The sequence below is a fragment of the Pseudoramibacter faecis genome, assembly GCF_036289405.1.
GTDB lineage: Bacteria > Bacillota > Clostridia > Eubacteriales > Eubacteriaceae > Pseudoramibacter > Pseudoramibacter faecis.
Window position 1 is genome coordinate 92,953 of the sequence record NZ_JAYFFI010000005.1, and the last position, 23,574, is coordinate 116,526.

Annotated in this window: 39 protein-coding genes; all 39 read right to left on the bottom strand. The window is 51.7% G+C overall.

Going from position 1 to position 23,574, the window contains the following annotated elements; translation table 11 throughout:
• Positions 1 to 6: 6 nt before the first annotated feature.
• Positions 7 to 1,497, bottom strand: coding sequence for a xylulokinase (locus tag V3C63_RS05715; RefSeq protein ID WP_329886850.1), 1,491 nt, complete (start codon positions 1,495 to 1,497; stop codon positions 7 to 9).
• Positions 1,494 to 2,738, bottom strand: a complete 1,245-nt coding sequence (locus V3C63_RS05720; RefSeq protein ID WP_329886851.1) for an MFS transporter — start codon at positions 2,736 to 2,738, stop codon at positions 1,494 to 1,496. Before V3C63_RS05720 ends, V3C63_RS05715 begins: the two co-directional genes overlap by 4 nt.
• A 259-nt stretch (positions 2,739 to 2,997) precedes the next feature.
• Positions 2,998 to 3,759, bottom strand: a complete 762-nt coding sequence (locus V3C63_RS05725; RefSeq protein ID WP_329886852.1) for a DeoR/GlpR family DNA-binding transcription regulator — start codon at positions 3,757 to 3,759, stop codon at positions 2,998 to 3,000.
• A 102-nt stretch (positions 3,760 to 3,861) separates the two neighbouring features.
• Positions 3,862 to 4,632: a tRNA pseudouridine(38-40) synthase TruA gene (gene truA / locus V3C63_RS05730; RefSeq protein ID WP_329886853.1), complete on the bottom strand. Its 771-nt coding sequence runs from the start codon at positions 4,630 to 4,632 to the stop codon at positions 3,862 to 3,864.
• Between the two features lie 4 nt (positions 4,633 to 4,636).
• Entirely contained in the window at positions 4,637 to 5,461 is an 825-nt protein-coding gene (locus tag V3C63_RS05735; RefSeq protein WP_329886854.1) for an energy-coupling factor transporter transmembrane component T family protein, read from the bottom strand.
• Positions 5,454 to 6,320 (bottom strand): energy-coupling factor transporter ATPase, encoded by an 867-nt coding sequence (locus V3C63_RS05740; RefSeq protein ID WP_329886855.1) that lies wholly within the window; start codon positions 6,318 to 6,320, stop codon positions 5,454 to 5,456. Before V3C63_RS05740 ends, V3C63_RS05735 begins: the two co-directional genes overlap by 8 nt.
• Entirely contained in the window at positions 6,311 to 7,162 is an 852-nt protein-coding gene (locus V3C63_RS05745) for an energy-coupling factor transporter ATPase (RefSeq protein WP_329886856.1), read from the bottom strand. The genes V3C63_RS05740 and V3C63_RS05745 overlap by 10 nt, the downstream gene beginning before the upstream one ends.
• Positions 7,163 to 7,280: 118 nt before the next feature.
• On the bottom strand, positions 7,281 to 7,622 hold the full coding sequence (gene rplQ, locus V3C63_RS05750; RefSeq protein ID WP_329886857.1) for a 50S ribosomal protein L17: 342 nt from the start codon (positions 7,620 to 7,622) through the stop codon (positions 7,281 to 7,283).
• A 5-nt stretch (positions 7,623 to 7,627) separates the two neighbouring features.
• Positions 7,628 to 8,584 (bottom strand): DNA-directed RNA polymerase subunit alpha, encoded by a 957-nt coding sequence (locus V3C63_RS05755; RefSeq protein WP_329886858.1) that lies wholly within the window; start codon positions 8,582 to 8,584, stop codon positions 7,628 to 7,630.
• A 73-nt stretch (positions 8,585 to 8,657) separates the two neighbouring features.
• Complete coding sequence (gene rpsD / locus V3C63_RS05760) at positions 8,658 to 9,287, bottom strand: 30S ribosomal protein S4 (protein ID WP_329886859.1); 630 nt, start codon at positions 9,285 to 9,287, stop codon at positions 8,658 to 8,660.
• A 17-nt stretch (positions 9,288 to 9,304) separates the two neighbouring features.
• On the bottom strand, positions 9,305 to 9,697 hold the full coding sequence (gene rpsK, locus V3C63_RS05765; protein ID WP_006598906.1) for a 30S ribosomal protein S11: 393 nt from the start codon (positions 9,695 to 9,697) through the stop codon (positions 9,305 to 9,307).
• Between the two features lie 12 nt (positions 9,698 to 9,709).
• The gene (rpsM, locus tag V3C63_RS05770; RefSeq protein ID WP_006598907.1) at positions 9,710 to 10,078 is read right to left on the bottom strand and encodes a 30S ribosomal protein S13; all 369 of its coding nucleotides are present in this window, start codon (positions 10,076 to 10,078) and stop codon (positions 9,710 to 9,712) included.
• A gap of 199 nt (positions 10,079 to 10,277) precedes the next feature.
• Positions 10,278 to 10,391, bottom strand: a complete 114-nt coding sequence (gene rpmJ, locus V3C63_RS05775) for a 50S ribosomal protein L36 (protein WP_006598908.1) — start codon at positions 10,389 to 10,391, stop codon at positions 10,278 to 10,280.
• Positions 10,392 to 10,405: 14 nt separating this feature from the next.
• On the bottom strand, positions 10,406 to 10,633 hold the full coding sequence (gene infA / locus V3C63_RS05780) for a translation initiation factor IF-1 (RefSeq protein WP_006598909.1): 228 nt from the start codon (positions 10,631 to 10,633) through the stop codon (positions 10,406 to 10,408).
• Between the two features lie 308 nt (positions 10,634 to 10,941).
• Positions 10,942 to 11,694 carry a type I methionyl aminopeptidase gene (map, locus tag V3C63_RS05785; protein ID WP_329886860.1) on the bottom strand — a complete coding sequence of 251 codons (753 nt, stop codon included), beginning with the start codon at positions 11,692 to 11,694 and terminating at the stop codon, positions 10,942 to 10,944.
• Between the two features lie 51 nt (positions 11,695 to 11,745).
• Positions 11,746 to 12,396 carry an adenylate kinase gene (locus V3C63_RS05790; RefSeq protein WP_329886861.1) on the bottom strand — a complete coding sequence of 217 codons (651 nt, stop codon included), beginning with the start codon at positions 12,394 to 12,396 and terminating at the stop codon, positions 11,746 to 11,748.
• 48 nt (positions 12,397 to 12,444) lie between these two features.
• Positions 12,445 to 13,704: a preprotein translocase subunit SecY gene (secY, locus tag V3C63_RS05795; protein ID WP_329886862.1), complete on the bottom strand. Its 1,260-nt coding sequence runs from the start codon at positions 13,702 to 13,704 to the stop codon at positions 12,445 to 12,447.
• Positions 13,704 to 14,147 (bottom strand): 50S ribosomal protein L15, encoded by a 444-nt coding sequence (gene rplO / locus V3C63_RS05800; RefSeq protein WP_006598914.1) that lies wholly within the window; start codon positions 14,145 to 14,147, stop codon positions 13,704 to 13,706. The genes secY and rplO overlap by 1 nt, the downstream gene beginning before the upstream one ends.
• 10 nt (positions 14,148 to 14,157) lie before the next feature.
• On the bottom strand, positions 14,158 to 14,340 hold the full coding sequence (gene rpmD / locus V3C63_RS05805; protein WP_329886863.1) for a 50S ribosomal protein L30: 183 nt from the start codon (positions 14,338 to 14,340) through the stop codon (positions 14,158 to 14,160).
• Between the two features lie 9 nt (positions 14,341 to 14,349).
• Complete coding sequence (rpsE, locus tag V3C63_RS05810) at positions 14,350 to 14,856, bottom strand: 30S ribosomal protein S5 (protein WP_329886864.1); 507 nt, start codon at positions 14,854 to 14,856, stop codon at positions 14,350 to 14,352.
• A 15-nt stretch (positions 14,857 to 14,871) separates the two neighbouring features.
• A complete protein-coding gene (gene rplR / locus V3C63_RS05815) occupies positions 14,872 to 15,240 on the bottom strand; it encodes a 50S ribosomal protein L18 (RefSeq protein ID WP_329886865.1) in 369 nt (122 codons plus the stop codon).
• Positions 15,241 to 15,291: 51 nt separating this feature from the next.
• Positions 15,292 to 15,825 (bottom strand): 50S ribosomal protein L6, encoded by a 534-nt coding sequence (rplF, locus tag V3C63_RS05820; protein ID WP_329886866.1) that lies wholly within the window; start codon positions 15,823 to 15,825, stop codon positions 15,292 to 15,294.
• Between the two features lie 14 nt (positions 15,826 to 15,839).
• On the bottom strand, positions 15,840 to 16,238 hold the full coding sequence (rpsH, locus tag V3C63_RS05825) for a 30S ribosomal protein S8 (RefSeq protein ID WP_006598919.1): 399 nt from the start codon (positions 16,236 to 16,238) through the stop codon (positions 15,840 to 15,842).
• A 34-nt stretch (positions 16,239 to 16,272) separates the two neighbouring features.
• Positions 16,273 to 16,458: a type Z 30S ribosomal protein S14 gene (locus V3C63_RS05830; RefSeq protein WP_329886867.1), complete on the bottom strand. Its 186-nt coding sequence runs from the start codon at positions 16,456 to 16,458 to the stop codon at positions 16,273 to 16,275.
• A gap of 11 nt (positions 16,459 to 16,469) precedes the next feature.
• The gene (gene rplE, locus V3C63_RS05835; protein WP_329886868.1) at positions 16,470 to 17,009 is read right to left on the bottom strand and encodes a 50S ribosomal protein L5; all 540 of its coding nucleotides are present in this window, start codon (positions 17,007 to 17,009) and stop codon (positions 16,470 to 16,472) included.
• Between the two features lie 14 nt (positions 17,010 to 17,023).
• Positions 17,024 to 17,347, bottom strand: a complete 324-nt coding sequence (gene rplX, locus V3C63_RS05840) for a 50S ribosomal protein L24 (RefSeq protein WP_329886869.1) — start codon at positions 17,345 to 17,347, stop codon at positions 17,024 to 17,026.
• 13 nt (positions 17,348 to 17,360) lie between these two features.
• Complete coding sequence (gene rplN / locus V3C63_RS05845) at positions 17,361 to 17,729, bottom strand: 50S ribosomal protein L14 (RefSeq protein WP_006598923.1); 369 nt, start codon at positions 17,727 to 17,729, stop codon at positions 17,361 to 17,363.
• 22 nt (positions 17,730 to 17,751) lie between these two features.
• On the bottom strand, positions 17,752 to 18,009 hold the full coding sequence (rpsQ, locus tag V3C63_RS05850; RefSeq protein WP_040639973.1) for a 30S ribosomal protein S17: 258 nt from the start codon (positions 18,007 to 18,009) through the stop codon (positions 17,752 to 17,754).
• A 13-nt stretch (positions 18,010 to 18,022) separates the two neighbouring features.
• Positions 18,023 to 18,232, bottom strand: a complete 210-nt coding sequence (rpmC, locus tag V3C63_RS05855; protein ID WP_006598925.1) for a 50S ribosomal protein L29 — start codon at positions 18,230 to 18,232, stop codon at positions 18,023 to 18,025.
• Positions 18,229 to 18,657, bottom strand: coding sequence for a 50S ribosomal protein L16 (rplP, locus tag V3C63_RS05860; RefSeq protein WP_329886870.1), 429 nt, complete (start codon positions 18,655 to 18,657; stop codon positions 18,229 to 18,231). Before rplP ends, rpmC begins: the two co-directional genes overlap by 4 nt.
• A 16-nt stretch (positions 18,658 to 18,673) precedes the next feature.
• Positions 18,674 to 19,396 carry a 30S ribosomal protein S3 gene (gene rpsC / locus V3C63_RS05865; protein ID WP_329886871.1) on the bottom strand — a complete coding sequence of 241 codons (723 nt, stop codon included), beginning with the start codon at positions 19,394 to 19,396 and terminating at the stop codon, positions 18,674 to 18,676.
• A gap of 19 nt (positions 19,397 to 19,415) precedes the next feature.
• Complete coding sequence (gene rplV, locus V3C63_RS05870) at positions 19,416 to 19,760, bottom strand: 50S ribosomal protein L22 (RefSeq protein WP_006598928.1); 345 nt, start codon at positions 19,758 to 19,760, stop codon at positions 19,416 to 19,418.
• An 18-nt stretch (positions 19,761 to 19,778) separates the two neighbouring features.
• Entirely contained in the window at positions 19,779 to 20,057 is a 279-nt protein-coding gene (gene rpsS, locus V3C63_RS05875) for a 30S ribosomal protein S19 (RefSeq protein WP_329886872.1), read from the bottom strand.
• A gap of 15 nt (positions 20,058 to 20,072) precedes the next feature.
• The gene (gene rplB / locus V3C63_RS05880) at positions 20,073 to 20,906 is read right to left on the bottom strand and encodes a 50S ribosomal protein L2 (protein WP_329886873.1); all 834 of its coding nucleotides are present in this window, start codon (positions 20,904 to 20,906) and stop codon (positions 20,073 to 20,075) included.
• A gap of 41 nt (positions 20,907 to 20,947) precedes the next feature.
• A complete protein-coding gene (gene rplW, locus V3C63_RS05885) occupies positions 20,948 to 21,238 on the bottom strand; it encodes a 50S ribosomal protein L23 (RefSeq protein ID WP_329886874.1) in 291 nt (96 codons plus the stop codon).
• Positions 21,238 to 21,858 carry a 50S ribosomal protein L4 gene (gene rplD, locus V3C63_RS05890; RefSeq protein ID WP_329886875.1) on the bottom strand — a complete coding sequence of 207 codons (621 nt, stop codon included), beginning with the start codon at positions 21,856 to 21,858 and terminating at the stop codon, positions 21,238 to 21,240. The genes rplW and rplD overlap by 1 nt, the downstream gene beginning before the upstream one ends.
• A 17-nt stretch (positions 21,859 to 21,875) precedes the next feature.
• Complete coding sequence (rplC, locus tag V3C63_RS05895) at positions 21,876 to 22,511, bottom strand: 50S ribosomal protein L3 (protein ID WP_329886876.1); 636 nt, start codon at positions 22,509 to 22,511, stop codon at positions 21,876 to 21,878.
• 63 nt (positions 22,512 to 22,574) lie between these two features.
• Positions 22,575 to 22,883 (bottom strand): 30S ribosomal protein S10, encoded by a 309-nt coding sequence (gene rpsJ, locus V3C63_RS05900; RefSeq protein WP_040639974.1) that lies wholly within the window; start codon positions 22,881 to 22,883, stop codon positions 22,575 to 22,577.
• Between the two features lie 472 nt (positions 22,884 to 23,355).
• A partial coding sequence (locus tag V3C63_RS05905; protein ID WP_483434127.1) for an EF-Tu C-terminal domain-related protein occupies positions 23,356 to 23,574 on the bottom strand: 219 nt, incomplete at its 5' end.

The following is a 23,574-nucleotide window of genomic DNA, read 5'->3' on the forward strand; positions in this document are numbered from 1 at the left end:
AATTAATCAATACTCCCCATTAATCGCAATATAAACATTTTTTAAAGCTGGGTATAGATCGAGATAAATATCATACAGTTTTTTATAAATTTCAGCATTAGCTGAATTGGGAGTAAATTCTTTCTCAATCCTAACAGTGTCATAAATTGCATTGTAATCATCAATCCGCTTAAGCCCAACCATTGCACAATAGTATGCCCCCATTGCGCCTGTATATCTTGGACTTTCAGGAACTTCTACCGAGATCCCAAGAATATCGGCCAACATTTGCATCCATAGATCACTAACGGCACCGCCTCCCACTACACGAATGCTCTTTGGTTTTTTATGATTTGCTTTTTCATAAATATCTAAATATCTGCGATGTGTATAGCACACACTTTCCATCACGGCATGGATAATATGGCGCCTGTCATGAGCCGCTGTCAAATTGAAAAAAACGGCCTTAGCGTTTTTAGCAAGGGGCGGTAACTCTCCATTTAGCCAATGCGTAGCTATTAAATTTCTACTGCCAGCTGGAATTGATTTAATATCTTCGTTGACAAATTCAAAAATCTTCGTTCCCAAAAGCTGTCTTTCTGCATGATAAAACTGTTCTACCGCCCAATCAAAAGCCAAGCATCCCGTTTGAAGACTAAACATTGCCCCTTCCATATTCTCATCAAAAGTAAACCACTGAGGCGAGTAATTTTCATATCGTTTTGTCTTCATTTCAACCAACCATGAAGATGTTCCAAAATAAATGTGCATCATTCCCTTTTGACAGCATCCTGTCCCTACCGTAATGGCAGGCAAATCTCCAAAGCCGCCAAAGACCGGAATGCCAGGAACAAGCCCTAATTCATTTGCCGATTGATAAGTCGTTTCCCCAACTTTTTGGGTGGCAGGAAAACTTTGCGGAAACTTATCTAAATCTTCGTCTAATCCGGCCCCTTCTAGAATGGTCTCATATTTCTTTTGTAATTCAACATTTGAAGAATGAATAAAATCATCTGATGGTTCTGTCACAATTTTCCCTGTTGCGCGCCATTTAAAATATGTATTTAATCCAAATATGTATTTTGATTTTTTCCAAATTTCGGGTTCATTTTCTTTCACCCACATAAGTCTCGGCCAATACTCCTGTCCAGTTCCAACAAAAAACCCCAATTTTTGATTGAGTCGCTCTGCCTGATCGGTTGCCCTTGCATCCATCCAAATAATACTTTCTCGTAAAACATTTCCATCTTTATCAATGGGAATAATATTTTTCCAAGGTGCTGCGAAAACCATGCCAATAACCTGCTCTGCTGAAATATCAGCTTTTAAAAGTGCTTCTTTTGTCGTTCTGCAAATCGCTTGCCAAAGCTCTTCAGGATCTTGTTCAGCCCATCCTGGATGTAATTGTGTCAAAGCATAATCTGCCCGTGCATCACAAATCACTTTGCTTTTATCACTGATGACAACTGTCTTAACGGAAGTTGTCCCACAATCATAAGCTAATACATATTCGTTCATCTTTGCTCCTTCTTTTCGCTTTTTTCATTCTTGAATTTATAATTACCCAAATACATATTAATAAACATTCCTATCAGAGCTGGCAGCGCTGTAATGTACCAACCTATCCTCCATCCAATTTTCCCTGAAATCCAGGGGACTAAAATTGGTGCGATGATCCCTCCAGCTCCTGCAATCAGCAGCACTAATCCTACTCCTGATCCCGAAGCTGCACTCCCAAATAAATCAGCCGGCAATGAGAATCCCGGTCCGTTGGTCGCTGGAATCCCCCATCCTGCAATCAAGGCCGCCAAAATAGCTGTCCCCATACAAAGCGGGGCTAAATGCGGCATTAACACACATCCGATAAACCCTACAAATAATGCGGGCCAGGTATTTGCCCAAGTTCGGGCTTTTAAGGCGCCTTTTTTCTCAACCATTTTATCGGATATCCACCCGACCAGGGGGGTCGATAAAACCGCAATCAAACCATTTATAAAAACAATGGTTCCTACCTGTGCCGCTGTATATTTTAGGGTGTATAAGTATTCTGCTAAATATGCATACATGCCATAACAATTAAAGAAACAACAAAGTGTCGATAATCCCAATAACCATAGTGCTGGCTCTCTGTAAATATTAAGATGATCACTTTTTGTCTCTTGCTGACCAGACACCTCTTCTTCCAGAGGCGGTGCCACACCAACCATTAAATAAAAGACAATTGCGCCAATTAACGCTAAAGCAGAAATAACAATAAATGTCATCTTCCAACCGATCATTGGTGTCAAAATGCCGCTGACATATCCACCAAGAGCCGATCCCAGGCCAATAGCTCCCAATAAAATTCCAATCGCCAACGCTCTTTCTTTTGTCGGGAACCAAGAACTAACGACGGCACAAGTAAGCCCTACCATGCATCCCCATCCTTGTATAAAACGTAAACCCAAAATAATATAGTAATTACCTACAAATGGAATGAGCACAGATGCAACAATAAAAGACCATATTACCATTGAAAAAACTTTCCGCCATCCATATTTTGCAATCCATTTACCTTCAACAAATCCGCCAATAACATATCCGGCAATCAACATCGAAGACCCGGCCTGTATCTGTGATGTCGATAAATTAAAAGTCTTAGCCAACTCATTGACAGCTACTGACCACGATGTCAAAGACATATATACAATTGATAGCATCAAAGTACATCCGATTAATGCGAAATACTTCCCTTTTCGCTGCAAATTTAAACTATCCATTTCGTATCTCCTTATCAATCTTTCCATTATCACCACATCACCACAAAATTTATCGGCATTTACCTTTCTTCTTCTGATTCTCCCTCCCTAATCTTCAATCTTGTTTTTAATTGTTTTCAATTTATCACCGTGGGTTTTGTGTGTCAATTTTGTTTATCACCCCTTATTTCTTGTTTTTTATGTGTTTATTCCATAAATTCCAACTTTAAACCACAAAAAAAGAACCCCTTGATGAACAAGAGATTCGTTTCCCCCAAATTTAATCGGCAACGATCGGGACCACGCCCAGCTGCTTAAGTTTGGCCAGCATCCGAGGCGGCGTGCGGCTGTCAGTCACCAGATAGTCTAGCGCCTTCACCTCGCAGATTCGGTTGAGCGCCGCGACGCCGAACTTGCTGTAATCCGCCAAACCGATCACTTTATCGCCCAACTGAATAAAATGCCGCCGCAAATTAGCCTCGGCCATGTGATAATCGGTGATGCCTTTCGCAAGGTCGATGCCGCCGATCCCCAGAAAAACCTTATCCACGCTGAAGGCGTCCGCCATCTGCTCGGCAAAGGGACCGGCACTCGACAGCTCGCCGCTGCGCACCGTGCCGCCCAGCATCAAGACGCGCGCGGAGGGATTTTCCTCCAGCGCAAGCACCACGGGAATCGCATTGGTGATCACCGTCAGATTGTTTTTGAGGCGCAGCGCTCTGGCCAGCTCCAACGTCGTGGTGCCAACGTCAATCATCAAGGTCTCGCCGTCCGCCACCAATTCGGCCGCCGCCGCTGCAATCCGCTGCTTCTCCCCGAGGTTTTTCACTTCCCGAATGCGATAGTTCGGCTCGATGCCCGTTTGACTTTTCGCCAGCGCACCGCCGTGAACGCGCGTTAGGCGGCCTTCCTTTTCGAGAAACTGCAGATCCCGGCGGATGGTTTCCATCGAAACGCCGAACCGCTCCGCCAGCGCCAGAGAAGAGACCCGGCCGTTCTCCTGAAGCAGCTTCAGAATGATTTCATATCGCTTGTTGCTCATCCTTCGCCTCCGCAAAGCTGTGTGTTTTTCCGGCGAGGCCACAACCGAACACACCATAATTTATCCGTTTTCATGCTTTTTCATCCAAACGCTTATTTCATTTTAATTTTTTATTAAGCTCAAGGCGTCCGCCGCCCGCTCATAGCGCACCGCCTCCAGGGTCAGCCCCCGGGCCGGGGCCGTCGCTCCGGCGATCGTGCGGTCTTTCGCCGCGAGAATGGCCGCCATCGTGTCCGGATCCCGTCGGCCGCTGCCCATCTCGACGAGGGTCCCGGCGATGATGCGCACCATATTGTAGAGAAAGCCGTCCCCGCAAAAGGTGAAAGCAATCATCCGGCCTTTTCGCTCAATCCGGATGGCGTCGATGCGGCGCACGGTGGTTTTGGCCCCGCTGCCCGAGGCCATGAAGGTTTTAAAATCATTGGTGCCGACGAGGGGGTTTGCCCCCCGGCGCATTGCGGCCACATCCAGCGGAAAACGCACGTGCCAGCAAAAATCGTCCGTCAGCGGATCGGCCACCGGCGCGGCCCACACCCGGTAGCAGTAGGTCTTTTCTTTGGCACCGTAGCGGCTGTGAAAAGCCGCCGGCACTTCAAAGCTCTCTTGAATGCGAATGTCTCGGGGCAAATGGGCGTTGAGCGCCGGGGCGAAGCGATCCGCCGGCATCCGCGCACCCGTTTTGAAATTGGCTCGCTGGCCCCGGGCATGCACCCCGGCATCGGTGCGGCCGGCCCCATAGAGCGTCACCCGCTCGCCGGTCACCGCCGCGATGGCGTCTCCGATGGTTTCTTCGATGCTCACGGCGTTTTGCTGGCGCTGCCACCCAGCATAACGCGTGCCCTTGTAGGCGATCACTAAAGCGATGTTGCGCATGGCATCAACTAAAGGGAAAGGGCAGCGGCCAGGTGAGCCACCGGGAGGCGGCGAGCAGCCCGGCCAGCACGGCCAGCATCAGATAGGCCCAAGTGTCGGCGCGGGTATAGGCCAGCTCATACATCCGGGTGCGGCCGCTTCCGCCGCGATAGCAGCGGGCTTCCATGGCCGTGGCCAGCTCGTCGGCCCGGCGAAAGGCCGAGACAAATAACGGCACCAGCACCGGAATCAAGGCCTTGCCCCGGTCGATGAGATTGCCGGTTTCAAAATCGGCGCCCCGGGCCTTCTGGGCTTTCATGATCTTGTCCGTCTCTTCCATCAGCGTCGGGATAAAACGCAGCGCGATAGACATCATCATCGCAAGCTCATGGGCAAAGCGCTTCAAAATTGGCACCCGCTTCATGCAGGCCTCCATGCCGTCGGTCAGATCCATCGGCGCGGTGGCCAGGGTCATCACGCTGGTTCCGGTCACCAAGAGAATCAGCCGGATGGCCATATAAACCGATACACGAATTCCCTCTTGGGTAATGTGCAGCGGCCCCCAGGCCGTCACGGCGCGGCCTGGCGTCATGAACATGTTGAGCACCAGGGTCAGCACGATGATGAAAATCAGCGGACGCAATCCCTTGAGCACATAGCCCATTGGGATTTTGGACAGAACGATGACGGTAACGAGAAACGCCGCCGCCAGCGCGTAGCCGTAGAGGTTGTTCACGACGAAAAGCAGCACGATATAAGCCAGGGTGAAGAGGATTTTCGTCCGCGGATCCAGGCGGTGGATCACCGAATCCGCCGGATAGTACTGGCCGAGGGTGATGTCCTTAAACACGGCGCTCACCTCCCAGCACGCGATTGATTTCCGCCCGGGCGGCATCCACCGTGAAAATATCCTCGTCAATTTCCGGGTATTTTTGTTTGAGGGCGCACATCAGGTATTTCACCTGGGGCACAGCCAGCCCGATGCGCTCCAGTTCCTCGATGTGTTTAAACACCTCGACCGGCGTGTCGTAATAAACCGCTTTGCCCCGGTGCATCACAAGGATCTTGTCCGCGTAGCGCCCGACGTCCTCCATACTGTGGGAGACGAGAATCACCGTGTTGCGGGTCGCATCGTGGAGTCTTGCAATCTGATCGAGGATTTCGTCCCGTCCTCGAGGATCGAGGCCCGCCGTGGGCTCATCCAGGATGAGCACTTCGGGCTGCATGGCCAGCACCCCGGCGATGGCCACCCGGCGCATCTGCCCGCCGGAAAGCTCAAAGGGGGATTTTTCCGCCACAGCGTCGTAGTCCAGTCCCACCATCTCGATGGCCCCGCGCACCCGCCGGGGAATCTCATCCTCGGGAATTTTGAGATTTTTAGGCCCAAAGGCCACATCCTTGGCCACGGTTTCCTCAAAGAGTTGGTGCTCCGGATACTGGAAGACCAGCCCCACCGAATGGCGCAGCGCAATCAGATCCTTTTTGTTCTGGGCAAAGACATCTTTATCGCCGAGATACACCGTGCCGGCTGTGGGCGTGAGCAGCCCGTTGAGGTGCTGAATCAGCGTGGACTTGCCGGAGCCGGTGTGCCCGATAAGGGCGATGAAAGCCCCGCTGTCCAAGGTGACCGTCACATCGTCCAGCGCTTTAAAAGCAAAGGGCGATCCCTGGGCGTAAATATGTTCCAAATGTTCGATTTTTACCGACATAAAGCGTCCACCATTTCGTCAATTTTTAACACATCCGCCGGCACGTCAAAGCCGTCGGCCCGCAGCCCGTGAGCTAACTCGGTCATCGGCGGCACGTCCAGACCGATTTTCTTGAGCCCCTCCACTCGGGCAAACACTTCCCGAGGCGGACCCTCCATGATTTTCTGGCCCTCGTCCATCACGATAATCCGATCCGCATCTACCAGTTCGGCCATGTAATGGGTGATGTGCAGCACCGTCATGCCCTTTTCCCGGTTGAGCCGCTTGATGGTAGCCATCACCTCTTTGCGGCCGTTGGGGTCGAGCATGGCCGTCGGCTCGTCAAAGACGATGCACTCCGGCTCCATGGCAAGGATGCCGGCGATGGCGACGCGCTGCTTCTGCCCGCCGGACAGTTGATGGGGCTTCGCCCGGCGGTGGTCCCGCATGCCGACAATCCCCAGCACCTCGTCCACCTTTTTGCGGATCTGCTCCGAGGGCACGCCGAGATTTTCCATTCCGAAGGCCACATCGGTCTCCACCACAGAGGAAACCAGCTGATTATCCGGATTCTGGAACACCATCCCCGCCGACCGGCGAATGTCCCAGATTTTTTTCTCGTCCCGGGTGCTCATCCCCTTGATGCGCACGTCGCCGGCATCCGGCAGGATAATCGCGTTGAGCAACTTCGACAACGTCGACTTGCCCGAGCCGTTGTGGCCGATGATGCCGACAAACTCTCCGCGCTCGATGGCAAAAGAAACGTCGGTCAGCGCCACATGGGGCGCTTCCCCTTCCTCTGCCGGATAAGCGTAGCTCACGTGCGCCACCTCTATAATATGATCGATTGATTGTTTTTCCATGCTTTGCTCCAAAAGAAATGATTGGCTTCTATTATATCGCATTACGGCCGTTCTGCACGGGATTTTGCAAAAAAAGAAGCCGAACCTTCCGGCTCGGCTCCCCGATTGACTGTTTGGCTTAGACCAATTCGATGATCGCCACCTCCGCGGCGTCCCCGCGGCGGGGCCCCACTTTGTAAATGCGGGTGTATCCGCCCTGGCGTTCTTCGTATTTCGGTGTGATTTCTTCAAACAGATGTGTTACCACATCTTCTTTGGTAATGTATGCCAGCGCTTTTCTTCTGGCGTTCAAATCACCTTTTTTGCCCAAAGTCACCATTCTTTCTGCCATTCTTCTGACTTCCTTCGCACGGGTCAGCGTCGTTTCGATGCGGCCTTTTTCCAGAAGCGACGTGGTCAGATTTCTGAGCATGGCTTTTCTTTGCGCACTGGTGCGTCCTAATTTTCTATAACCAGCCATCTAATCTACTCCTTCGTTTTATCTTCCTGACTCAAAGACAAGCCCATTTCGGCCAGCTTGTGCTTGATTTCGTTCAGCGATTTGCGGCCAAGGTTGCGCACCTTCATCATGTCTTCTTCAGTCTTTTGCGTCAGTTTTTCTACTGTATCAATGTTTGCGCGTCTGAGACAGTTGCTGGAGCGCACGGAAAGTTCCAGCTCTTCGATGGACATTTCACGGATGCGTTCCCGCTCGGTTTCTTCCTTTTCGACGATGGTCTCAACCGCCCCCGCTTCTTCGGTCAGGTCGATGAACAGGCGCAGATGGTCGTTCATCACCTTGGCGGACAGCGACAGCGCTTCTTCCGGCGACGTGGTGCCGTCCGTCCAGATTTCGAGCGTCAATTTGTCAAAATCCGTCACCTGCCCCACGCGGGTATCTTCCACGCGGAAGATCACCTTGCGGATGGGCGAAAAGATGGAATCCATCGGCAAGGTGCCAATGGGCATGCCATCGTGCTTATTTTTTTCGGAAGGTCTGTAGCCTCTGCCGGTTTCAAGCGCCATCTCCATGGTCAGTTCGGCATCGCTTGCCATCGTGCAGATGTGCATGTCCGGATTGAGAATTTCCACCTCCGGACCGACGATGATGTCGCCGGCGGTGACTTCCCCCGCTCCTTTGGCCTCGATCCGCACGGTTTGCAGTTCGTCGGTGTGCATCACGGCACACAAGCCCTTAAGGTTGAGCAGAATCTCGATGACGTCTTCCTTGATGCCGGGAATCGTCGAAAATTCGTGCAGCACTCCGTCGATCTTCACCGTAGTGATCGCCACCCCGGGCAGAGACGACAGCATGATGCGGCGCAAACTATTGCCTAAAGTTGTTCCGTAGCCCCTTTCCAGAGGTTCGACCGTAAATTTTCCGTAGGTATTATCTTCAGATCTATCAACTAACTTAATAAACGGTTTTTCAAATTCGATCATAAAATCGATACCCTCCTAAAATCAATCAATCTTCCACTACGCGAGGGTTGGCCATTCAAACAATACCCCGATCTTACTTCGAGTACAATTCGACGATAAGATGTTCGGCAATTTCAATGTCAATATCTTCACGAGAAGGTTTGCCAATGACTTTGCCACTGAGTTTTTCAAGATCTGCTTCCAGCCACGGAACGATGGCTCGATTTTCGGTCGATTCGACAACTTCTTTGAATTTAGCCGATTTTTTACTCTTGTCTGCAACAGAGATCATATCGCCGGCCTTTAATTGATAAGACGCGACGTTGACCTTCGCCCCATTGACGAGAAAATGGCCATGCAGCACGAGCTGACGTGCTTCTTTGCGGGACTGCCCCATGCCCATGCGGTAAACCACATTGTCCAGACGGGTTTCCAGCAGTGCCAGGAGATTTTCCCCGGTAATGCCCTGCTGTTTTTCAGCCACGTCAAAATAATGTCTGAATTGTTTTTCAAGGACGCCGTAAATACGTTTAACCTTCTGTTTTTCGCGAAGTTGCAGACCGTACTCCGACAGTTTCGCCCGGCGCTTCGGAGCGCCGCCCGGCGGTGTCGGCCGCTTGTCAAAGGCGCATTTGTCTTTGGCGTAGCATCTTTCACCTTTCAGATAAAGTTTCATGCCTTCGCGTCTGCATTGACGGCAGGCTGCTTCTGTGTATCTTGCCATAAATTCAAAACCTCCAATTAGACTCTTCTGCGTTTCGGCGGACGGCAACCGTTGTGCGGAATCGGTGTGACGTCGCGGATGACGGTGATCTCAAGACCTGCAGCCTGCAGCGCGCGGATGGCTGCTTCGCGGCCGGATCCCGGGCCTTTAACGTTGACTTCAACGCTTCTCAGGCCGTGTTCCATCGCGAGCTTGGCCGCCTGCTCACTGGCCATCTGAGCCGCAAACGGCGTGCTCTTCTTGGAGCCTCTGAATCCCATTTCGCCGGCGGATGCCCATGACAGCGCATTGCCGGCCGTATCAGTAATGGTAACAATTGTATTGTTAAAAGAAGACTGAATGTGGACCTGGCCGCGTTCAATATTCTTTTTGATCTTTCTTTTTTTAGATCTGACTGCTTTCTTAGCCAAAGTTCAACCTCCTTATTTCTTGCTGCGACCGACGGTTCTTTTCGGACCCTTGCGGGTTCTGGCGTTGGTTTTCGTCTTTTGACCGCGGACCGGCAGGCCGCGGCGATGACGATAGCCGCGATAGGAGCCGATTTCAATCAGCCGCTTGATGTTGAGGTTGACTTCTCTGCGAAGATCCCCTTCGACGGTGTACTTTTCGTCCAAAATGTTTCGCAGGCTATTAACTTCGTCTTCCGTTAAGTCTTTGCATCTGGTGTTCGGGTCGATTTTCAGTTCTGCTAAAATTTCCTTGGAAGTGCTTCTTCCAATGCCGTAGATATAAGTCAAGCCGACTTCGACGCGCTTGTTGCGCGGCAAGTCAACCCCGGCAATTCTTGCCATAAATTGTACCTCCTAAAATCATGTACATGATGATCTGAGCTGCTGAAGTGACAGTCACAGCCCATGTCCGCCGGACTCCGAAAGATTAATCCGAGTTTCTTCGCATTAATCCGCAATCAGTCCGAACCTCATTTATAATAATCGGTGATTAATTGCCGCGGCCACCGCTTATTAACAAAAATAAATGGACGGCTAAAATTTAGCCTTGCTTTTGTTTGTGCTTCGGATTTTCACAAATCACCATGACTTTGCCATGGCGTTTGATGACTTTACATTTTTCGCAAATGGGTTTCACAGATGCTCTGACTTTCATTTTAAACTCCTTTATTACGATCGGCCTTTGCCGCGCCAGACAATACGCCCCCGGTCGAGATCATAGGGGGAGAGTTCGAGGCTGACTTCATCTCCGGGCAGGATGCGGATGTAATTCATCCGAAGTTTGCCGGAAATATGCGCTGTGACTTGATGTCCGTTTTCTAATTCAACTAAAAAAACCGTGTTCGGCAAAGCCTCGACGACTTTTCCTTTAACCTCAATAACATCTTTTTTCGCCACAGATTAAACCTCCTCTTTCTGATCCTCTGTGCTTTCGCCATTCCAGGGTGATAACCATCTTCGTATTTCGGCGTTTTGAATTTTCTGGCCAGACGTTAATCTAACTTGTATATCATACACGATCGACTGCGTTGGCGCAATATGTTTTATTTTTTTCTTTTTCGGCCGGCTGATTTTCCGCGATGCCCCATCACTTAACAGCACATAATCGTCATCGGGAATTCCGACGACGATCATGAATTGATTTTTATCGCGTCCGGCTTTGGATCTGACAACCTGCCCGATGACACAGCGATTCATGGCTCACCTTAATCGACCAGCGTCAGAATTTCGGGTTCGCCGTCACCGGTAATGGTGATGGTGTTTTCATAATGAGCAGCGAGGGAATGGTCGTCGGTGACGACGGTCCAGTCGTTGTCGAGGGTGTGCACGTCGTAGCCGCCGACGTTCACCATCGGCTCAATGGCCAGGCACATCCCCTTGACGAGCCTTGGCCCGTGCCCCGGTTTGCCGTAGTTCGGGACCGGCGGATCCTCATGCATTTCTCGGCCGATGCCATGACCAACGTAATCGCGAACGACCGAGAAGCCGGCGGCCTCTGCATGCAGCTGCACCGCATGCCCGATATCGGACAGCCGATTGCCGACATGCGCCTGGGCAATGCCTTTAAAGAAAGATTCCCGGGTCACATCGATGAGCTTTTGCGCTTCATCAGAAATCTGACCGACGCCCCAGGTCCGCGCCGCATCGCCGACATAACCGTCGAGGGTCGCGCCGAGATCAATGGCGATGATGTCACCTTCCTTTAGGGCATAATCGCCGGGGAAGCCGTGCACCACTTCGTCGTTAACCGACGCGCAGATAGAATACGGAAACCCGCCGTAGCCCAAAAACGTCGGATACGCGCCGGCATCCCGAAAATATTTCTCGGCCATGTCGTTGAGCTGCATCGTGGTGACGCCCGGTTTGATCCTATCGCGCAGCATGTTGTGGCATTCCCCCACCAGACGCCCGGCAGCTCGCATTTTTTTAATTTCGTTCGCACTTTTAATGCTGATCATGCTTTCACACTTTCTTGGTCTGTCAATTCTCTGATATGAAAAATTGCATCGTTAGGATGCTTGATCAATTTTAAAGAAAATGGCCCGGGTCACGTCGTCCATCGGCTGATCGCCGTCGATGTTCACAAGAATCTGTTTGCACTGATAATAATCGATCAGCGGCGCCGTTTCTAAATGGTAAACCGACAGGCGCGTGCGCACGGTCGCTTCGGAATCGTCCGGCCGCTGCATCAGCGTCTCGCCGTCATTGTCGCAGATATCGTCTGTCTTCGGCGGATTAAAATGAACGTGATAGGAGGCGCCGCACTTCGGGCACACCCGGCGCCCGACCACCCGTTCCACAAGTTTGGATTCGGGCACCTCGATGTTCAGGGCGACGTCGAGCGGCTTGCCGATTTTCTGATTAAACGCGGAGAGCGCAGAGGCCTGGGCGACCGTTCTCGGGAAACCGTCGAGCAGATAGCCGTCGGCACAATCCTCCTTTGTGATGCGGTCTTCAACCAGCGCGATGACGAGCTCGTCCGGCACCAGTTTCCCCGCATCCATATAGGCTTTTGCTTTTTGCCCCAGTTCCGTATTATTTTTAATGTTATCTCTGAACAAATCCCCGGTTGAAATGTGTTCGATGCCGTATTTTGCGGCGATTTTCTTCGCCTGCGTTCCCTTGCCGGCACCTGGAGGGCCCAATAATACGATTCTCATTTTCTTTACGCTCCTATTCTCCATATTTTATTAAATTGTTTTGGTTGTTTATTTCAAAAATCCCTGATAATTGCGCATGGTGAGCTGGGATTCCAGTTGCTTGACGGTTTCGAGGGCAACCCCGACGACGATAAGCAAACTCGTGCCGCCGAATTGCATGTTGACACCGCCCATGAAATTGCCGACAATAATCGGAATGATCGCAATGACCGCCAAAAAAATTCCGCCGAACAGCGTCAGCCGGTTCATGATCCGGGTGAAATAATCCACCGTCGGTTTTCCGGGGCGAATCCCCGGCACATAGCCGCCCTGCTTTTTGATATTGTCTGCAATATCGAAAGGATTAAAGGTTACCGCCGTATAAAAATAGGTGAAGGCCACCGTCAGGATGACATAAATCACCGTCGTGGTCGGCTGGCCCCAGGCAAAATACTTGGAGACCCATTGGCTGAATCCCGAATTCGGGAAGAAGTTAGCCAACGTCGCCGGCAGCAGCGTGAGCGAACTGGCAAAGATAATCGGGATGACCCCGGCCATGTTCACGCGCAGCGGAATATGGGTATTCTGCCCGCCGTACATTTTGCGGCCGACCACGCGCTTAGCGTATTGAATCGGAATTTTGCGCTGCCCCTCCGTCACCGCCACAACAGCAAAGGTCGCTGCGATGATAAAAATGACAAGTAGAATGAGCGAGACCACATTCATGGTGCCATTTTGCACATACTGATAAATGCTGCCGATCGCATCGGGAATCCGAGAGACGATGCTGATAAAGATGATCAGCGAGATCCCGTTGCCAATGCCGATCTCCGTAATCTTTTCGCCGAGATACATCAGAAAAATCGTTCCCGCCGTGACGATGAGGACCACCGCAAAAATAGTGAACGCTGTTTTTTCTGCTAAAAGATTCCGATAGGATAAACTCATCCCGAGCGCCTGGACAATCGCCAGGAGGATTGTCAGATAGCGGGTGTATTGGGCGAGCTTCTTGCGGCCTTCTTCTCCTTCCTTTTGAAGGGCTTCAAGCGCCGGAATGGCAAAGGCCAACAGGTTCATGATGATCGATGCGTTGATGTAGGGGGTGATCCCCATGGCAAAGATCGTGAAGTTTCCAAAGTTCCCGCCGGAAATGATGTTAAAAAGGCCGAAAATGCCGCCATCGTTAATCAAGGATGCCAGCTGCTGAGAATCGATGTAGGGCACGGGAATGAATGATCCGAGCCGATACACCAGAAGAAGGAGCAACGTCATCACAATTTTACGACGCAGCTCCGGGACGCTCCATGCATTCTTCAAAGTAGAAAGCATTAGATCACCTCAACCTTCCCTCCGCAGGCAAGTATTTTTTCTTCAGCAGATTTACTGATTTTATTCGCTTTTACCGTCAGGGCTTTGGTGAGTTCTCCTTCGCCCAAAATCTTGATGCCGGCCAGCTGTTTTCGGACAAAGCCGTATTCGAGCAAAAGCTCCGGCGTGACGACGGTGTTTTCGTCAAAGGCGTTCAGATCGCCGACATTGACAATGGCAAATTCTTTCTTGAAATGATAGTTCGAAAAGCCGCGCTTCGGCAGGCGTCTGGACAGCGGCATCTGGCCGCCTTCAAACCCGAGGCGAACGCCGCCGCCGGAACGGGATTTCTGACCGTCCTGGCCGCGGCCGGCGGTTTTCCCTTGGCCGGTTGCGGTCCCGCGGCCCTTGCGCTTGGTGTTTCTTCTGGAGCCTTCAGCCGGGCTTAATGTATTTAATTTCATGCGAAACCTCCTACGCTTCTTCGACATCGACCATGAAGTCGACCTTGTGAATCATGCCGCGGATCTGCGGTGTGTCATCATGGGTCACGGTATGACCGATCTTGCGCAACCCCAGTGCTTTAACGGTTGCGCGCTGTCTTTGCTTGCGGCCAATCAAGCTCTTTTTCAAAGTAATGTTTAACTTCTTAGCCATGATTCCCTCCTAACCCAGAATTTCTTCCGGTTTCTTGCCGCGTTTTGCCGCCACGGCTTCAACCGTGGTCAAACGGCCAAGACCTTCAACGGCTGCATTCACGACGTTAGTCGGATTATTGGTCCCCAGGCATTTGGTGCGGATATCTTTGATCCCCGCCAATTCGCAGACGGCACGAACCGGACCGCCGGCAATCACACCGGTCCCTTCGCCGGCCGGCTTGAGCAATACGCGGCCAGCGCCTTCGGCACCGACGACCTGGTGCGGAATCGTGGTCCCGCGCAGGGGCACGCGAATCAGATTCTTCTTCGCCGCTTCAATCCCCTTGCGGATCGCGTCGGGAATTTCCACCGCCTTGCCGGAGCCCACGCCGACGAGTCCGTTGCCGTCGCCGACCACCACCAAGCAGCTGAAACGCATATTACGGCCACCTTTAACGGTCTTGCTGACTCGGTTGATTTCTACGACTCTGTCCTGAAGTTCCAGACCAGTCGCGTCAATAAGATTTTTTTTCATTAACAGACCTCTTCCTTAGAATTTCAAGCCAGCTTCGCGAGCAGCTTCGGCCAATTCCTTGACTCTTCCTGTGTAGATATAGCCTCCGCGATCGAAGACAACGTTATTGATACCGGCATCCAGTGCTTTTTTGGCAACGGATGCGCCGACGGCTTTTGCAGCAGCTTTATCGGAGCCGTGGCTGATAGCTTCTTTCACCTCTGCATCCAAAGTGGAGGAGGCGACAAGGGTATTGCCCGCGACGTCGTCGATCACCTGGGCATAGATGTGTTTGTTGCTTCGAAACACACAAAGACGCGGACGTTCCGCAGTTCCGGAGATTTTTCTGCGGACGCGTTTATGTCTGTTCAGACGTAATTTATTTTTATCGATCTTTTTAATCATTGATGATCCTTTCTCTTACCTTTCGGATATGGCCTCAATCAGTCAAGCCGATTAGCCGGTCTTCCCGACTTTACGTCTGATGTGTTCATCAGCGTACTTGATACCATGTCCCTTGTAAGGTTCAGGCGGTCTCTTCGCGCGGATATTGGCCGCATAAGCGCCGACGGCTTCCTTGCTGATCCCTCTGACAATCACTTTGGTCTGGCCGTCCATCGCGGTTTCGATCCCTTCGGGATCTTCCATTTCAACCGGGTGGGAATAACCGAGGTTCATGACGAGCTTATTGCCTTTCTTTTCGGCTCTCCAGCCGACACCGCTGATTTCCAGTACCTTTTCAAATCCCTGGCTGACACCTGTCACCATGTTGGCGATCAAAGCTCTGGTCATGCCGTGAAGCGATTTGTGGAATTTATCTTCCGAAGGCCTTTCGACCTTCAGTTCGCCGTTCTCGATCGACAGCTGCATATCCGGATGCATTTCCCGGGTTAAGGTGCCCTTCGGCCCCTTGACGGCCACAACGTGACCATCGATTTGGATATCGACGCCTTCGGGGATCACAACAGGAGCATTACCAACTCTTGACATCTTGCTTTCCTCCTTTACCAGACGTAGCAGACCACTTCGCCGCCAATGCCGGCTTTTCTTGCTGCTTTATCCGTGATGACGCCCTGAGACGTCGACATCACTGCCACACCCAGACCATTTAAAACCTTCGGCACATCTTCTTTGCCGACATAGATACGCAGGCCCGGCTTGGAAATGCGTTTTAAACCGGCGATGACCTTGCTCTTATCTTCCCCGTATTTCAGGGTGACTTTGATAATGCCCTGGTTGCCGTTGTCAATTTCTTCTGTCTTTTTGATATAGCCTTCATCCAACAGAATTTTCAAGATCGCTCTTTTTTCATTGGATGCTGGAATCTCAACAGTTTTATGACCTGCATTGTTTGCATTCCTGATTCTCGTGAGCATATCTGCAATCGGATCAGTCATTGACATGCTAAGTCCCTCCTTTTATTTGTAATTGCGAATTTTACCAGCTGGCTTTGCGGACACCAGGAATTTCACCCTTATAGGCTAATTCTCGGAAGCAGATTCTGCAAATCCCGTATTTTCTCAGGTATGCATGGGGTCTGCCGCAAATTCTGCAGCGATTATATTCTCTGGTGGAATATTTCTGTTGACGCTGCTGTTTGACCTTCATCGATGTTTTTGCCATGAACGATTCTCCTATCTTTCAAAGGGCAAGCCAAGCTGTGCCAGTAATTCGTGGGCTTCTTCGTCTGTCTTGGCCGTCGTCACAAACATAATGTCCATCCCGCGGATCTGTTCGACCTGATCGTAATCAATTTCCGGGAAGATCAGCTGTTCTTTCACGCCGAAAGCATAGTTGCCGCGGCCGTCGAAGGCGTTATTGGACAAACCGTGGAAGTCGCGAACGCGGGGCAGCGCAATGTTGAAGAGTTTGTCGCAGAATTCATACATTCTGTCGCTGCGCAGGGTGACTTTGGCGCCGACGTTCTGACCTTCACGGACTTTGAAGTTCGCGACGGATTTCTTCGCCTTGAGCACGATCGGCTTCTGGCCGGTGATCGTTGCCAGATCAGCCACGGCCGCATCGAGCAGCTTTGAGTTGTCCTTGCAGTCGCCAAGGCCCATGTTGACAACAACCTTAACGAGCTTCGGGACATCCATGATATTGCTGTACTGAAATTTTTCCTTAAGAGCCGGAACAGTTTCGTTCAAGTATTTATCTTTCATTCTTGTCATGGTCAGTTCCTCTCTTAATCAAGCACCGTGCCGGTCTTCTTGCAGTAGCGGACCTTCTTGCCGTCTTCCGTCATTTTGATCCCGGTGCGAACGCCGCGGCCGAGTTCTTCGGAATAAAGCAAAACGTTAGACGCATCAATAAAGCCTTCCTGCTTCACAATGCCGCCCTGCTGCATGGCCTGCGTCGGTTTTTTATGTTTGGTCTGGATGTTGACCCCTTCCACCTTCACGCGGCGTCTGTCGAGGTCCACAGCCAAAACTTTTCCGGTTTTCCCCAGATCCTTCCCGGAGATCACCTGAACGGTATCGCCTGTTTTGACATGTAATTTTCTTGCCATCTGGAATCCTCCCTTATAACACTTCAGGAGCCAAAGACACGATTCTCATGTACTTTTTGTCTCTTAACTCTCTTGCGACAGGCCCGAAGATGCGGGTGCCCTTCGGGTTCTTGTCATCGTTGATCAAAACGGCGGCGTTCTGGTCGAACTTGATATAGCTGCCGTCGTTTCTGCGGACGCCGCGCACCGTGCGCACGACCACCGCCTTGACAACATCGCCTTTTTTCACATCGCCGCCCGGCGCCGCGCTTTTAACCGAAGCGACGATCACGTCGCCGATATTGGCGTAGCGTCTGCCGGAGCCGCCGAGCACTCGGATACACAAAAGTTCCTTTGCCCCAGTGTTATCAGCGACTTTTAATCTGGTTTCCTGCTGGATCATCTCTGATACCTCCTGTGACAAATTATAATGCCTTTTCGACGATTTCGACGACGCGCCAGTTTTTGTCCTTGGACAGTTTTCTGGTTTCCATGCAGCGAACAGTATCGCCGACATGGCATTCGTTGTTTTCGTCGTGGGCTTTAAATGTGACTGTATCTTTAACGCGTTTTTTGTACAGCGGGTGTTTCTTGAACGTTTCGATGGCGACGACAATCGTCTTGTCCATCTTATCGCTCACCACTTTGCCGACGCGCGTTTTTCTTTCATTACGTTCCATCAGCTATCCTTCCTTCCTATGCCTGTTTTGCAGCCATCTGACGTTCTGTAAGGATGGTCTGAATGCGGGCATACGTTCTCTTGACTTCGCGAATCCGCATCGGATTTTCGAGCTGACCGGTCGCATTCTGGAATCTCAGATTGAAGAGCTCTTCTTTCAGGTCACCCAGCTTTGTCTTCAGTTCAGCGTCATTGAGATTTCTCAATTCGGTTAATTGTTTACTCATGCCTGTTCACCTTCCTGGTCGGCCTTCTTGACAATCTTTGTCTTGATCGGCAGTTTATGCTGAGCCAGACGCAAAGCTTCTCTGGCCATTTCTTCCGAGATGCCGCCGATTTCAAACATGACGCGGCCCGGCTTGACAACGGCCACCCAGTATTCCGGGGAGCCTTTCCCTTTACCCATTCGGGTTTCGGCCGGCTGAGCGGTGACCGGTTTATCCGGGAAGATCTTGATCCAGACCTGACCGCCACGGCGGATATAACGGGTCATGGCGACACGGGCTGCTTCAATCTGGTTGGAGGTGATCCAAGCCGGTTCAAGCGCCTGAATCCCGAATTCACCGTAAGTGACGGTGTTGCCGCGGGTCGCTTTCCCCTTCATGCGGCCTCTATGTTGTTTTCTGCGTTTCACACGCTTTGGCATTAACATAATTTAACATCCTCCTTTACGCTTCGGGCTGGGCGGATTTGCGGCGGCCGCTGCTTTTCTTGCCGCGGCTGCTATCTGCCTTGGCGGCATCCGCCAGCACGTCTTCGCGCCCGGTCAGGATTTCGCCCTTATTCACCCAAACTTTAACGCCCAGCTTGCCGTAGGTGGTGTCCGCTTCGGCAAAACCATAGGAAATATCCGCGCGCAGCGTCTGCATCGGCACGTTCCCCTGTGCGTAGCCTTCTTTACGAGCAATTTCAGCCCCGTTCAAACGGCCGGAGACCAACGTTTTAATCCCCTTGGCGCCTGCGCGCATCGTGCGCTGCATGGCCTGCTTCATGGCGCGGCGGAAAGAAATTCTTCTTTCCAGCTGACCGGCGATGTTTTCCGCGATGAGCTGCGCATCCATATCGATGTTTTTGACTTCGACGATGTTGATGAAAACGGTCTTCTTGATCATCCTTTCGAGTTCCGCTTTGAGGGCGTCGATGCCGGCGCCGCCGCGGCCGATGATCATACCCGGTTTGGCTGTGTAGATGTGAATTCTCACTTTATTGCCGAAACGTTCGATGACAATTTTGGAGATACCGGCCTGAAACTGGCTAGTCTTAATGTACTGACGCAGCTTATTGTCTTCAATCAGATTATCGGCAAAGTTTTTATCATTCGCGTACCATTTCGCATTCCAGTCCTTGATAACCCCAACGCGAAAACCGAACGCATTAACTTTCTGACCCAAATTTATTTACCCCCTATGATTATTCGTTAGCATCGGATTCTTTCAGGACGACGGTAAGAACGGACGTTCTCTTCTTGATCGGAAAAGCGCGGCCCTGGGGACCGGCTTTCCAACGCTTAAGCGTCGGGCCCTGATTGGCTGAAATCTGATGGATATACAGGGTATCTGTATTCATGTTGTGGTTGTTTTCCGCGTTGGCATAGGCAGAGAGAACCACTTTTTCGATCATGCGGGCTGCCTTGTTGGGGGTCAGCTGCAGAACCGATAAAGCTTCTCCGACGCTTTTGCCGCGAATGGCATCGGCGACGAGCTTGGCCTTTCTGGATGAAACGCGGACATATTTCGCTGTTGCTTTAGCTTCCATGTTTTTCCTCCTTCAGGCTTAGAACGCGCCGGTTTTCTTTTCGCCGGCATGCCCTCTGAATGTGCGGGTCGGAGCGAATTCGCCAAGTTTATGGCCTACCATGTCTTCGGTGCAGTAGACCGGCACGTGCTTGCGGCCGTCGTGGACGGCGATGGTGTGCCCGACGAACTGCGGGAAAATGGTGGAAGAACGCGACCAGGTCTTAACGACTTTCTTTTCGCCCTTTTCGTTCATTTCTTCTACTCTTTTAAGCAGTCTTTCTTCGACGAAAGGCCCCTTCTTTAAAGATCGACTCATTGATAAACCTCCTAATTACTTGGCGTTACGACGTCTGACGATGTATTTGTCAGAATCTTTTTTCTTCTTGCGTGTCTTGTAGCCAAGAGCCGGTTTACCCCAGGGGGTAACAGGTCCCGGACGGCCAACCGGCGCACGACCTTCCCCACCGCCGTGCGGGTGGTCGTTCGGGTTCATAACCGAGCCGCGAACCGTCGGGCGGATCCCCATGTGGCGTTTGCGGCCCGCTTTCCCGATGCGGACATTCTGATGATCCAGATTGCCGACGACGCCGATGGTGGCGCGGCATTCCAGACGGACCATGCGCATTTCGCCGGAGGGCAGCCGCAGGGTCGCGTAGTTGTTTTCCTTGGCCATCAGCTGAGCGGATGAACCCGCGGAGCGCGCCATCTGACCGCCTTTGCCCGCCTTGAATTCGATATTGTGCACCATGGTCCCCACCGGGATATTGGCCAGCGGCAGGCAGTTGCCCACCACAATATCGGCGTCGGCGCCAGAGACGACCGTCTGGCCGACCTTCAGGTCGAGCGGTGCCAGAATATAGCGCTTTTCGCCGTCGGCATAATGCAGCAGCGCAATGTTGGCCGAACGGTTCGGATCGTATTCGATCCCTGCAACCTTCGCCGGCACACCGTCCTTGCTGCGCTTGAAGTCGATGATTCTGTATTTGCGCTTCGCGCCGCCGCCCTGATGGCGAACGGTGATCCGGCCGTAAACATTGCGGCCGGCATTCTTTTTCCGCGGCGCGAGCAGCGATCTTTCCGGTTCTTTTTTGGTGACTTCTTCATAGGTATTGACGGACATATTTCTGCGTCCGGGAGAAGTCGGTCTGTATTTTTTAATCCCCATTATTCGCAAACCTTCCTTTCATTTTGCTTATCGGGCGATGATTAAACCCCTTCGAAAAATTCGATGGCCTTGCTGTCTTCCGTCAGTTTGACGATGGCCTTCTTCCAGTCGGAGGTTCTGCCGACGGTGTAGCCCCGTCTTTTCGTCTTGCCTTTCATGTTCATGGTGGTCACTTTCGCGACCGTCACATCAAAGATTTCTTCGACAGCGTTTTTGATTTCGATTTTATTGGCGTCCTTGGCAACTCTGAAGGTATATTTCTTCTGTTCGGTGTTGTCCATGCTCTTTTCAGAGATGATCGGACGGATAATGATATCGCGTGCGTCCTTCATTAGGCATATACCTCCTCAATCTTCGCCAGCGCATCCTTGGTGAGCACCAGCACGTCGTATTTTAGCATGTCATAAACGTTGAGCTCAGCGACGGTGGTCGCCCGGCTCTTCGGAATATTGCGGGCGGACAGATAAACATTGTCCACCTTTTCCGGTGTGACCACCAGCGCCTTCGGTGCATCAATCGCGGTCAGCGCAGCGATCATATCTTTGGTTTTGGGCGCGTCGAAGTTAAACGCATCGACCACGCGGAGCTCCTTGTCGGCAAATTTCGCCGAGAACACCGAGCGCATCGCGAGATTGCGGACCTTCTTGTTGACCTTTTTGCTGAAGTCTCTGGCTTTCGGCGCAAAAATGACGCCGCCGCCGACCCACAGGGGCGAACGGCTGGAACCGGCGCGGGCGCGACCTGTGCCCTTCTGACGCCACGGCTTTCTGCCGCCGCCGCGCACTTCAGATCGGGTCTTGCTGCCTTTGGTTCCCTGGCGTTTATTGGCCAATTGCGCGACGACAACCTGATGAACCACCGGTTCGTTCGGTTCGATCCCGAAGACGCGGTCGCTCAGTTCGGCACTGTCGACGACATTTCCTTTAATATCTAAAATATCGATTTTTGGCATTTGACTTCCTCCTTGCGTTATTCGGCAGCTTTCACACTGCTTTTGACGGAAACCACGCCACCTCTCGGCCCCGGGACGGCACCTTTGATGAGCAGAAGATTGTTTTCCGCGTCCACCTGAACGATTTCGAGGTTCAGGGCTGTGACGTTTTTATTCCCCATCTGCCCGGCGAGATGTTTGCCCTTGGGCACACGGGCCGGATAGGCCGATGCGCCCATGGAGCCGGCGCTGCGGTGATATTTGGAACCGTGCGCCATGGGACCTCTCTGCTGGCCCCAGCGTTTGATGGCACCGGCATAGCCCTTCCCTTTGGACTTGCCCGAAACATCAACCTTGTCGCCCGCTTCGAAAACGTCGGCTTTAATTTCCTGGCCGGCTTCCAGCGACGCGCAGTCGTCCAATCTGAATTCGCGCAGCGTCCGGGCGTAAGCCACCCCGTATTTGTCAAAATGACCTTTCGCCGGTTTGACGACATTCTTTTCTTTAATGTCTCCATAAGCCAACTGCACCGCTTCGTAGCCATCGTTTTCGAGGGTTTTCTTCTGCACCACCGTGCAGGGTCCTGCCTGAACAACGGTGACCGGCACGACGGTTCCATCTTCCTGGAAGATCTGCGTCATCCCGATTTTCTTACCGATAATTGCTTTTTTCATTTTTCCTCCTGATTATTGGATCACCCTTGCGATCATAATACTTTGGCTGACAATCTTAATCTTTTAGAGCTTGATTTCGATATCGACGCCGGAAGGCAGATTGAGGCGCATCAGCGCGTCGACTGTTTTCGGGGTCGGTTCGAGGATGTCGATCAAACGCTTGTGGGTTCTGATTTCAAACTGTTCTCTGGAATCCTTGTATTTGTGGACGGCGCGGAGAATCGTGACGACTTCCTTATCTGTCGGCAGCGGAATCGGCCCGGAAACAGCAGCGCCGGTGCGCTTCACCGTTTCGACAATGCGCTGTGCGGATTGATCCAGCAATTTGTGATCGAAAGCTTTTAACCGAATTCTAATTTTTTGTTTGCTCATACCTTTAACAAACCTCCTAAAGTTTTTAAGGTGCTGCGCTCCTTCGCCTGTCCACCCTCCCGGGTGTTCACAGAGGCTGTCCGAAAAAAACCGGGCCCGTGCCCTTTTTCTTTCGCTCTGCTCAGACGATATTCGCCCGATTCTGTGATCGTGACATACTCCTCGGAAGTGACCTGAATTAGTAACAGCAACTTCCCGATTCATCGCAGACAGCCAACCTTAGTTAGTATAATGGAATTCTTCTCGGCGCGCAAGTTTTTTTTGATGAATTCTCAAAATATTTTCATTTCTCTTTCAAACTGTTTTCATCGTTGCACCGCTTAAGCTTTTATTCAGTTCTTTCTAAAGCCTTTGTTTGTCTGCCGTCATTCGCAAACGTGCAGGGCATGATTTCGCTGTCCTCTCTCCTAAATCGCAGGCACTAAAAAAGACCCGCCGGTCGGTGGGTCCTTGACGGTTTGGTTTCGGTCTGTTAGTCGATGATTTTCGCAACCGCGCCGGAGCCGACGGTGTGACCCCCTTCGCGAATGGCGAAGCGCAGGCCTTCTTCCATGGCGACCGGGGTGATCAGTGTGACTTCCATTTCGGTGTTGTCCCCAGGCATAACCATTTCAACGCCTTCCGGCAGTTTGATGTCGCCGGTCACGTCGGTGGTTCTGAAGTAGAACTGCGGACGGTAGCCGTCGAAGAA

Coding starts and splice junctions, on each gene's coding strand:
- rpsD (WP_329886859.1), bottom strand. CDS start 9,287: ATGGCAAGATACACAGAAGCAGCCTGCCGTCAATGCAGACGCGAAGGC.
- rplW (WP_329886874.1), bottom strand. CDS start 21,238: ATGAAGGACGCACGCGATATCATTATCCGTCCGATCATCTCTGAAAAG.
- rplF (WP_329886866.1), bottom strand. CDS start 15,825: ATGTCAAGAGTTGGTAATGCTCCTGTTGTGATCCCCGAAGGCGTCGAT.
- rpsJ (WP_040639974.1), bottom strand. CDS start 22,883: ATGAGCAAACAAAAAATTAGAATTCGGTTAAAAGCTTTCGATCACAAA.
- V3C63_RS05755 (WP_329886858.1), bottom strand. CDS start 8,584: ATGATCGAATTTGAAAAACCGTTTATTAAGTTAGTTGATAGATCTGAA.
- V3C63_RS05725 (WP_329886852.1), bottom strand. CDS start 3,759: ATGAGCAACAAGCGATATGAAATCATTCTGAAGCTGCTTCAGGAGAAC.
- truA (WP_329886853.1), bottom strand. CDS start 4,632: ATGCGCAACATCGCTTTAGTGATCGCCTACAAGGGCACGCGTTATGCT.
- rplC (WP_329886876.1), bottom strand. CDS start 22,511: ATGAAAAAAGCAATTATCGGTAAGAAAATCGGGATGACGCAGATCTTC.
- rpmC (WP_006598925.1), bottom strand. CDS start 18,232: ATGAGTAAACAATTAACCGAATTGAGAAATCTCAATGACGCTGAACTG.
- rplR (WP_329886865.1), bottom strand. CDS start 15,240: ATGATTAAAAAGATCGATAAAAATAAATTACGTCTGAACAGACATAAA.
- V3C63_RS05830 (WP_329886867.1), bottom strand. CDS start 16,458: ATGGCAAAAACATCGATGAAGGTCAAACAGCAGCGTCAACAGAAATAT.
- rplB (WP_329886873.1), bottom strand. CDS start 20,906: ATGGGGATTAAAAAATACAGACCGACTTCTCCCGGACGCAGAAATATG.
- map (WP_329886860.1), bottom strand. CDS start 11,694: ATGATCAGCATTAAAAGTGCGAACGAAATTAAAAAAATGCGAGCTGCC.
- rplD (WP_329886875.1), bottom strand. CDS start 21,858: ATGCCAAAAATCGATATTTTAGATATTAAAGGAAATGTCGTCGACAGT.
- rplE (WP_329886868.1), bottom strand. CDS start 17,009: ATGACAAGAATGAAAGATAAATACTTGAACGAAACTGTTCCGGCTCTT.
- rpmJ (WP_006598908.1), bottom strand. CDS start 10,391: ATGAAAGTCAGAGCATCTGTGAAACCCATTTGCGAAAAATGTAAAGTC.
- V3C63_RS05720 (WP_329886851.1), bottom strand. CDS start 2,738: ATGGATAGTTTAAATTTGCAGCGAAAAGGGAAGTATTTCGCATTAATC.
- rpsM (WP_006598907.1), bottom strand. CDS start 10,078: ATGGCAAGAATTGCCGGGGTTGACTTGCCGCGCAACAAGCGCGTCGAA.
- rplP (WP_329886870.1), bottom strand. CDS start 18,657: ATGTTAATGCCAAAGCGTGTGAAACGCAGAAAACAACATAGAGGCCGC.
- V3C63_RS05740 (WP_329886855.1), bottom strand. CDS start 6,320: ATGTCGGTAAAAATCGAACATTTGGAACATATTTACGCCCAGGGATCG.
- V3C63_RS05745 (WP_329886856.1), bottom strand. CDS start 7,162: ATGGAAAAACAATCAATCGATCATATTATAGAGGTGGCGCACGTGAGC.
- rpsH (WP_006598919.1), bottom strand. CDS start 16,238: ATGTCAATGACTGATCCGATTGCAGATATGCTCACGAGAATCAGGAAT.
- rplO (WP_006598914.1), bottom strand. CDS start 14,147: ATGAAATTAAATACATTAAGCCCGGCTGAAGGCTCCAGAAGAAACACC.
- rplQ (WP_329886857.1), bottom strand. CDS start 7,622: ATGGCTGGTTATAGAAAATTAGGACGCACCAGTGCGCAAAGAAAAGCC.
- rplX (WP_329886869.1), bottom strand. CDS start 17,347: ATGGCAAGAAAATTACATGTCAAAACAGGCGATACCGTTCAGGTGATC.
- V3C63_RS05790 (WP_329886861.1), bottom strand. CDS start 12,396: ATGAGAATCGTATTATTGGGCCCTCCAGGTGCCGGCAAGGGAACGCAG.
- rpsS (WP_329886872.1), bottom strand. CDS start 20,057: ATGAGTCGATCTTTAAAGAAGGGGCCTTTCGTCGAAGAAAGACTGCTT.
- rplN (WP_006598923.1), bottom strand. CDS start 17,729: ATGATCCAGCAGGAAACCAGATTAAAAGTCGCTGATAACACTGGGGCA.
- rpsE (WP_329886864.1), bottom strand. CDS start 14,856: ATGAAAAAAAATCTTATTGACGCGACTGGTCTGGAACTTCAGGACAGA.
- rpmD (WP_329886863.1), bottom strand. CDS start 14,340: ATGGCTAAGAAGTTAAACATTACTTTGAAAAAGAGCTTGATTGGCCGC.
- V3C63_RS05715 (WP_329886850.1), bottom strand. CDS start 1,497: ATGAACGAATATGTATTAGCTTATGATTGTGGGACAACTTCCGTTAAG.
- rplV (WP_006598928.1), bottom strand. CDS start 19,760: ATGGAAGCTAAAGCAACAGCGAAATATGTCCGCGTTTCATCCAGAAAG.
- secY (WP_329886862.1), bottom strand. CDS start 13,704: ATGCTTTCTACTTTGAAGAATGCATGGAGCGTCCCGGAGCTGCGTCGT.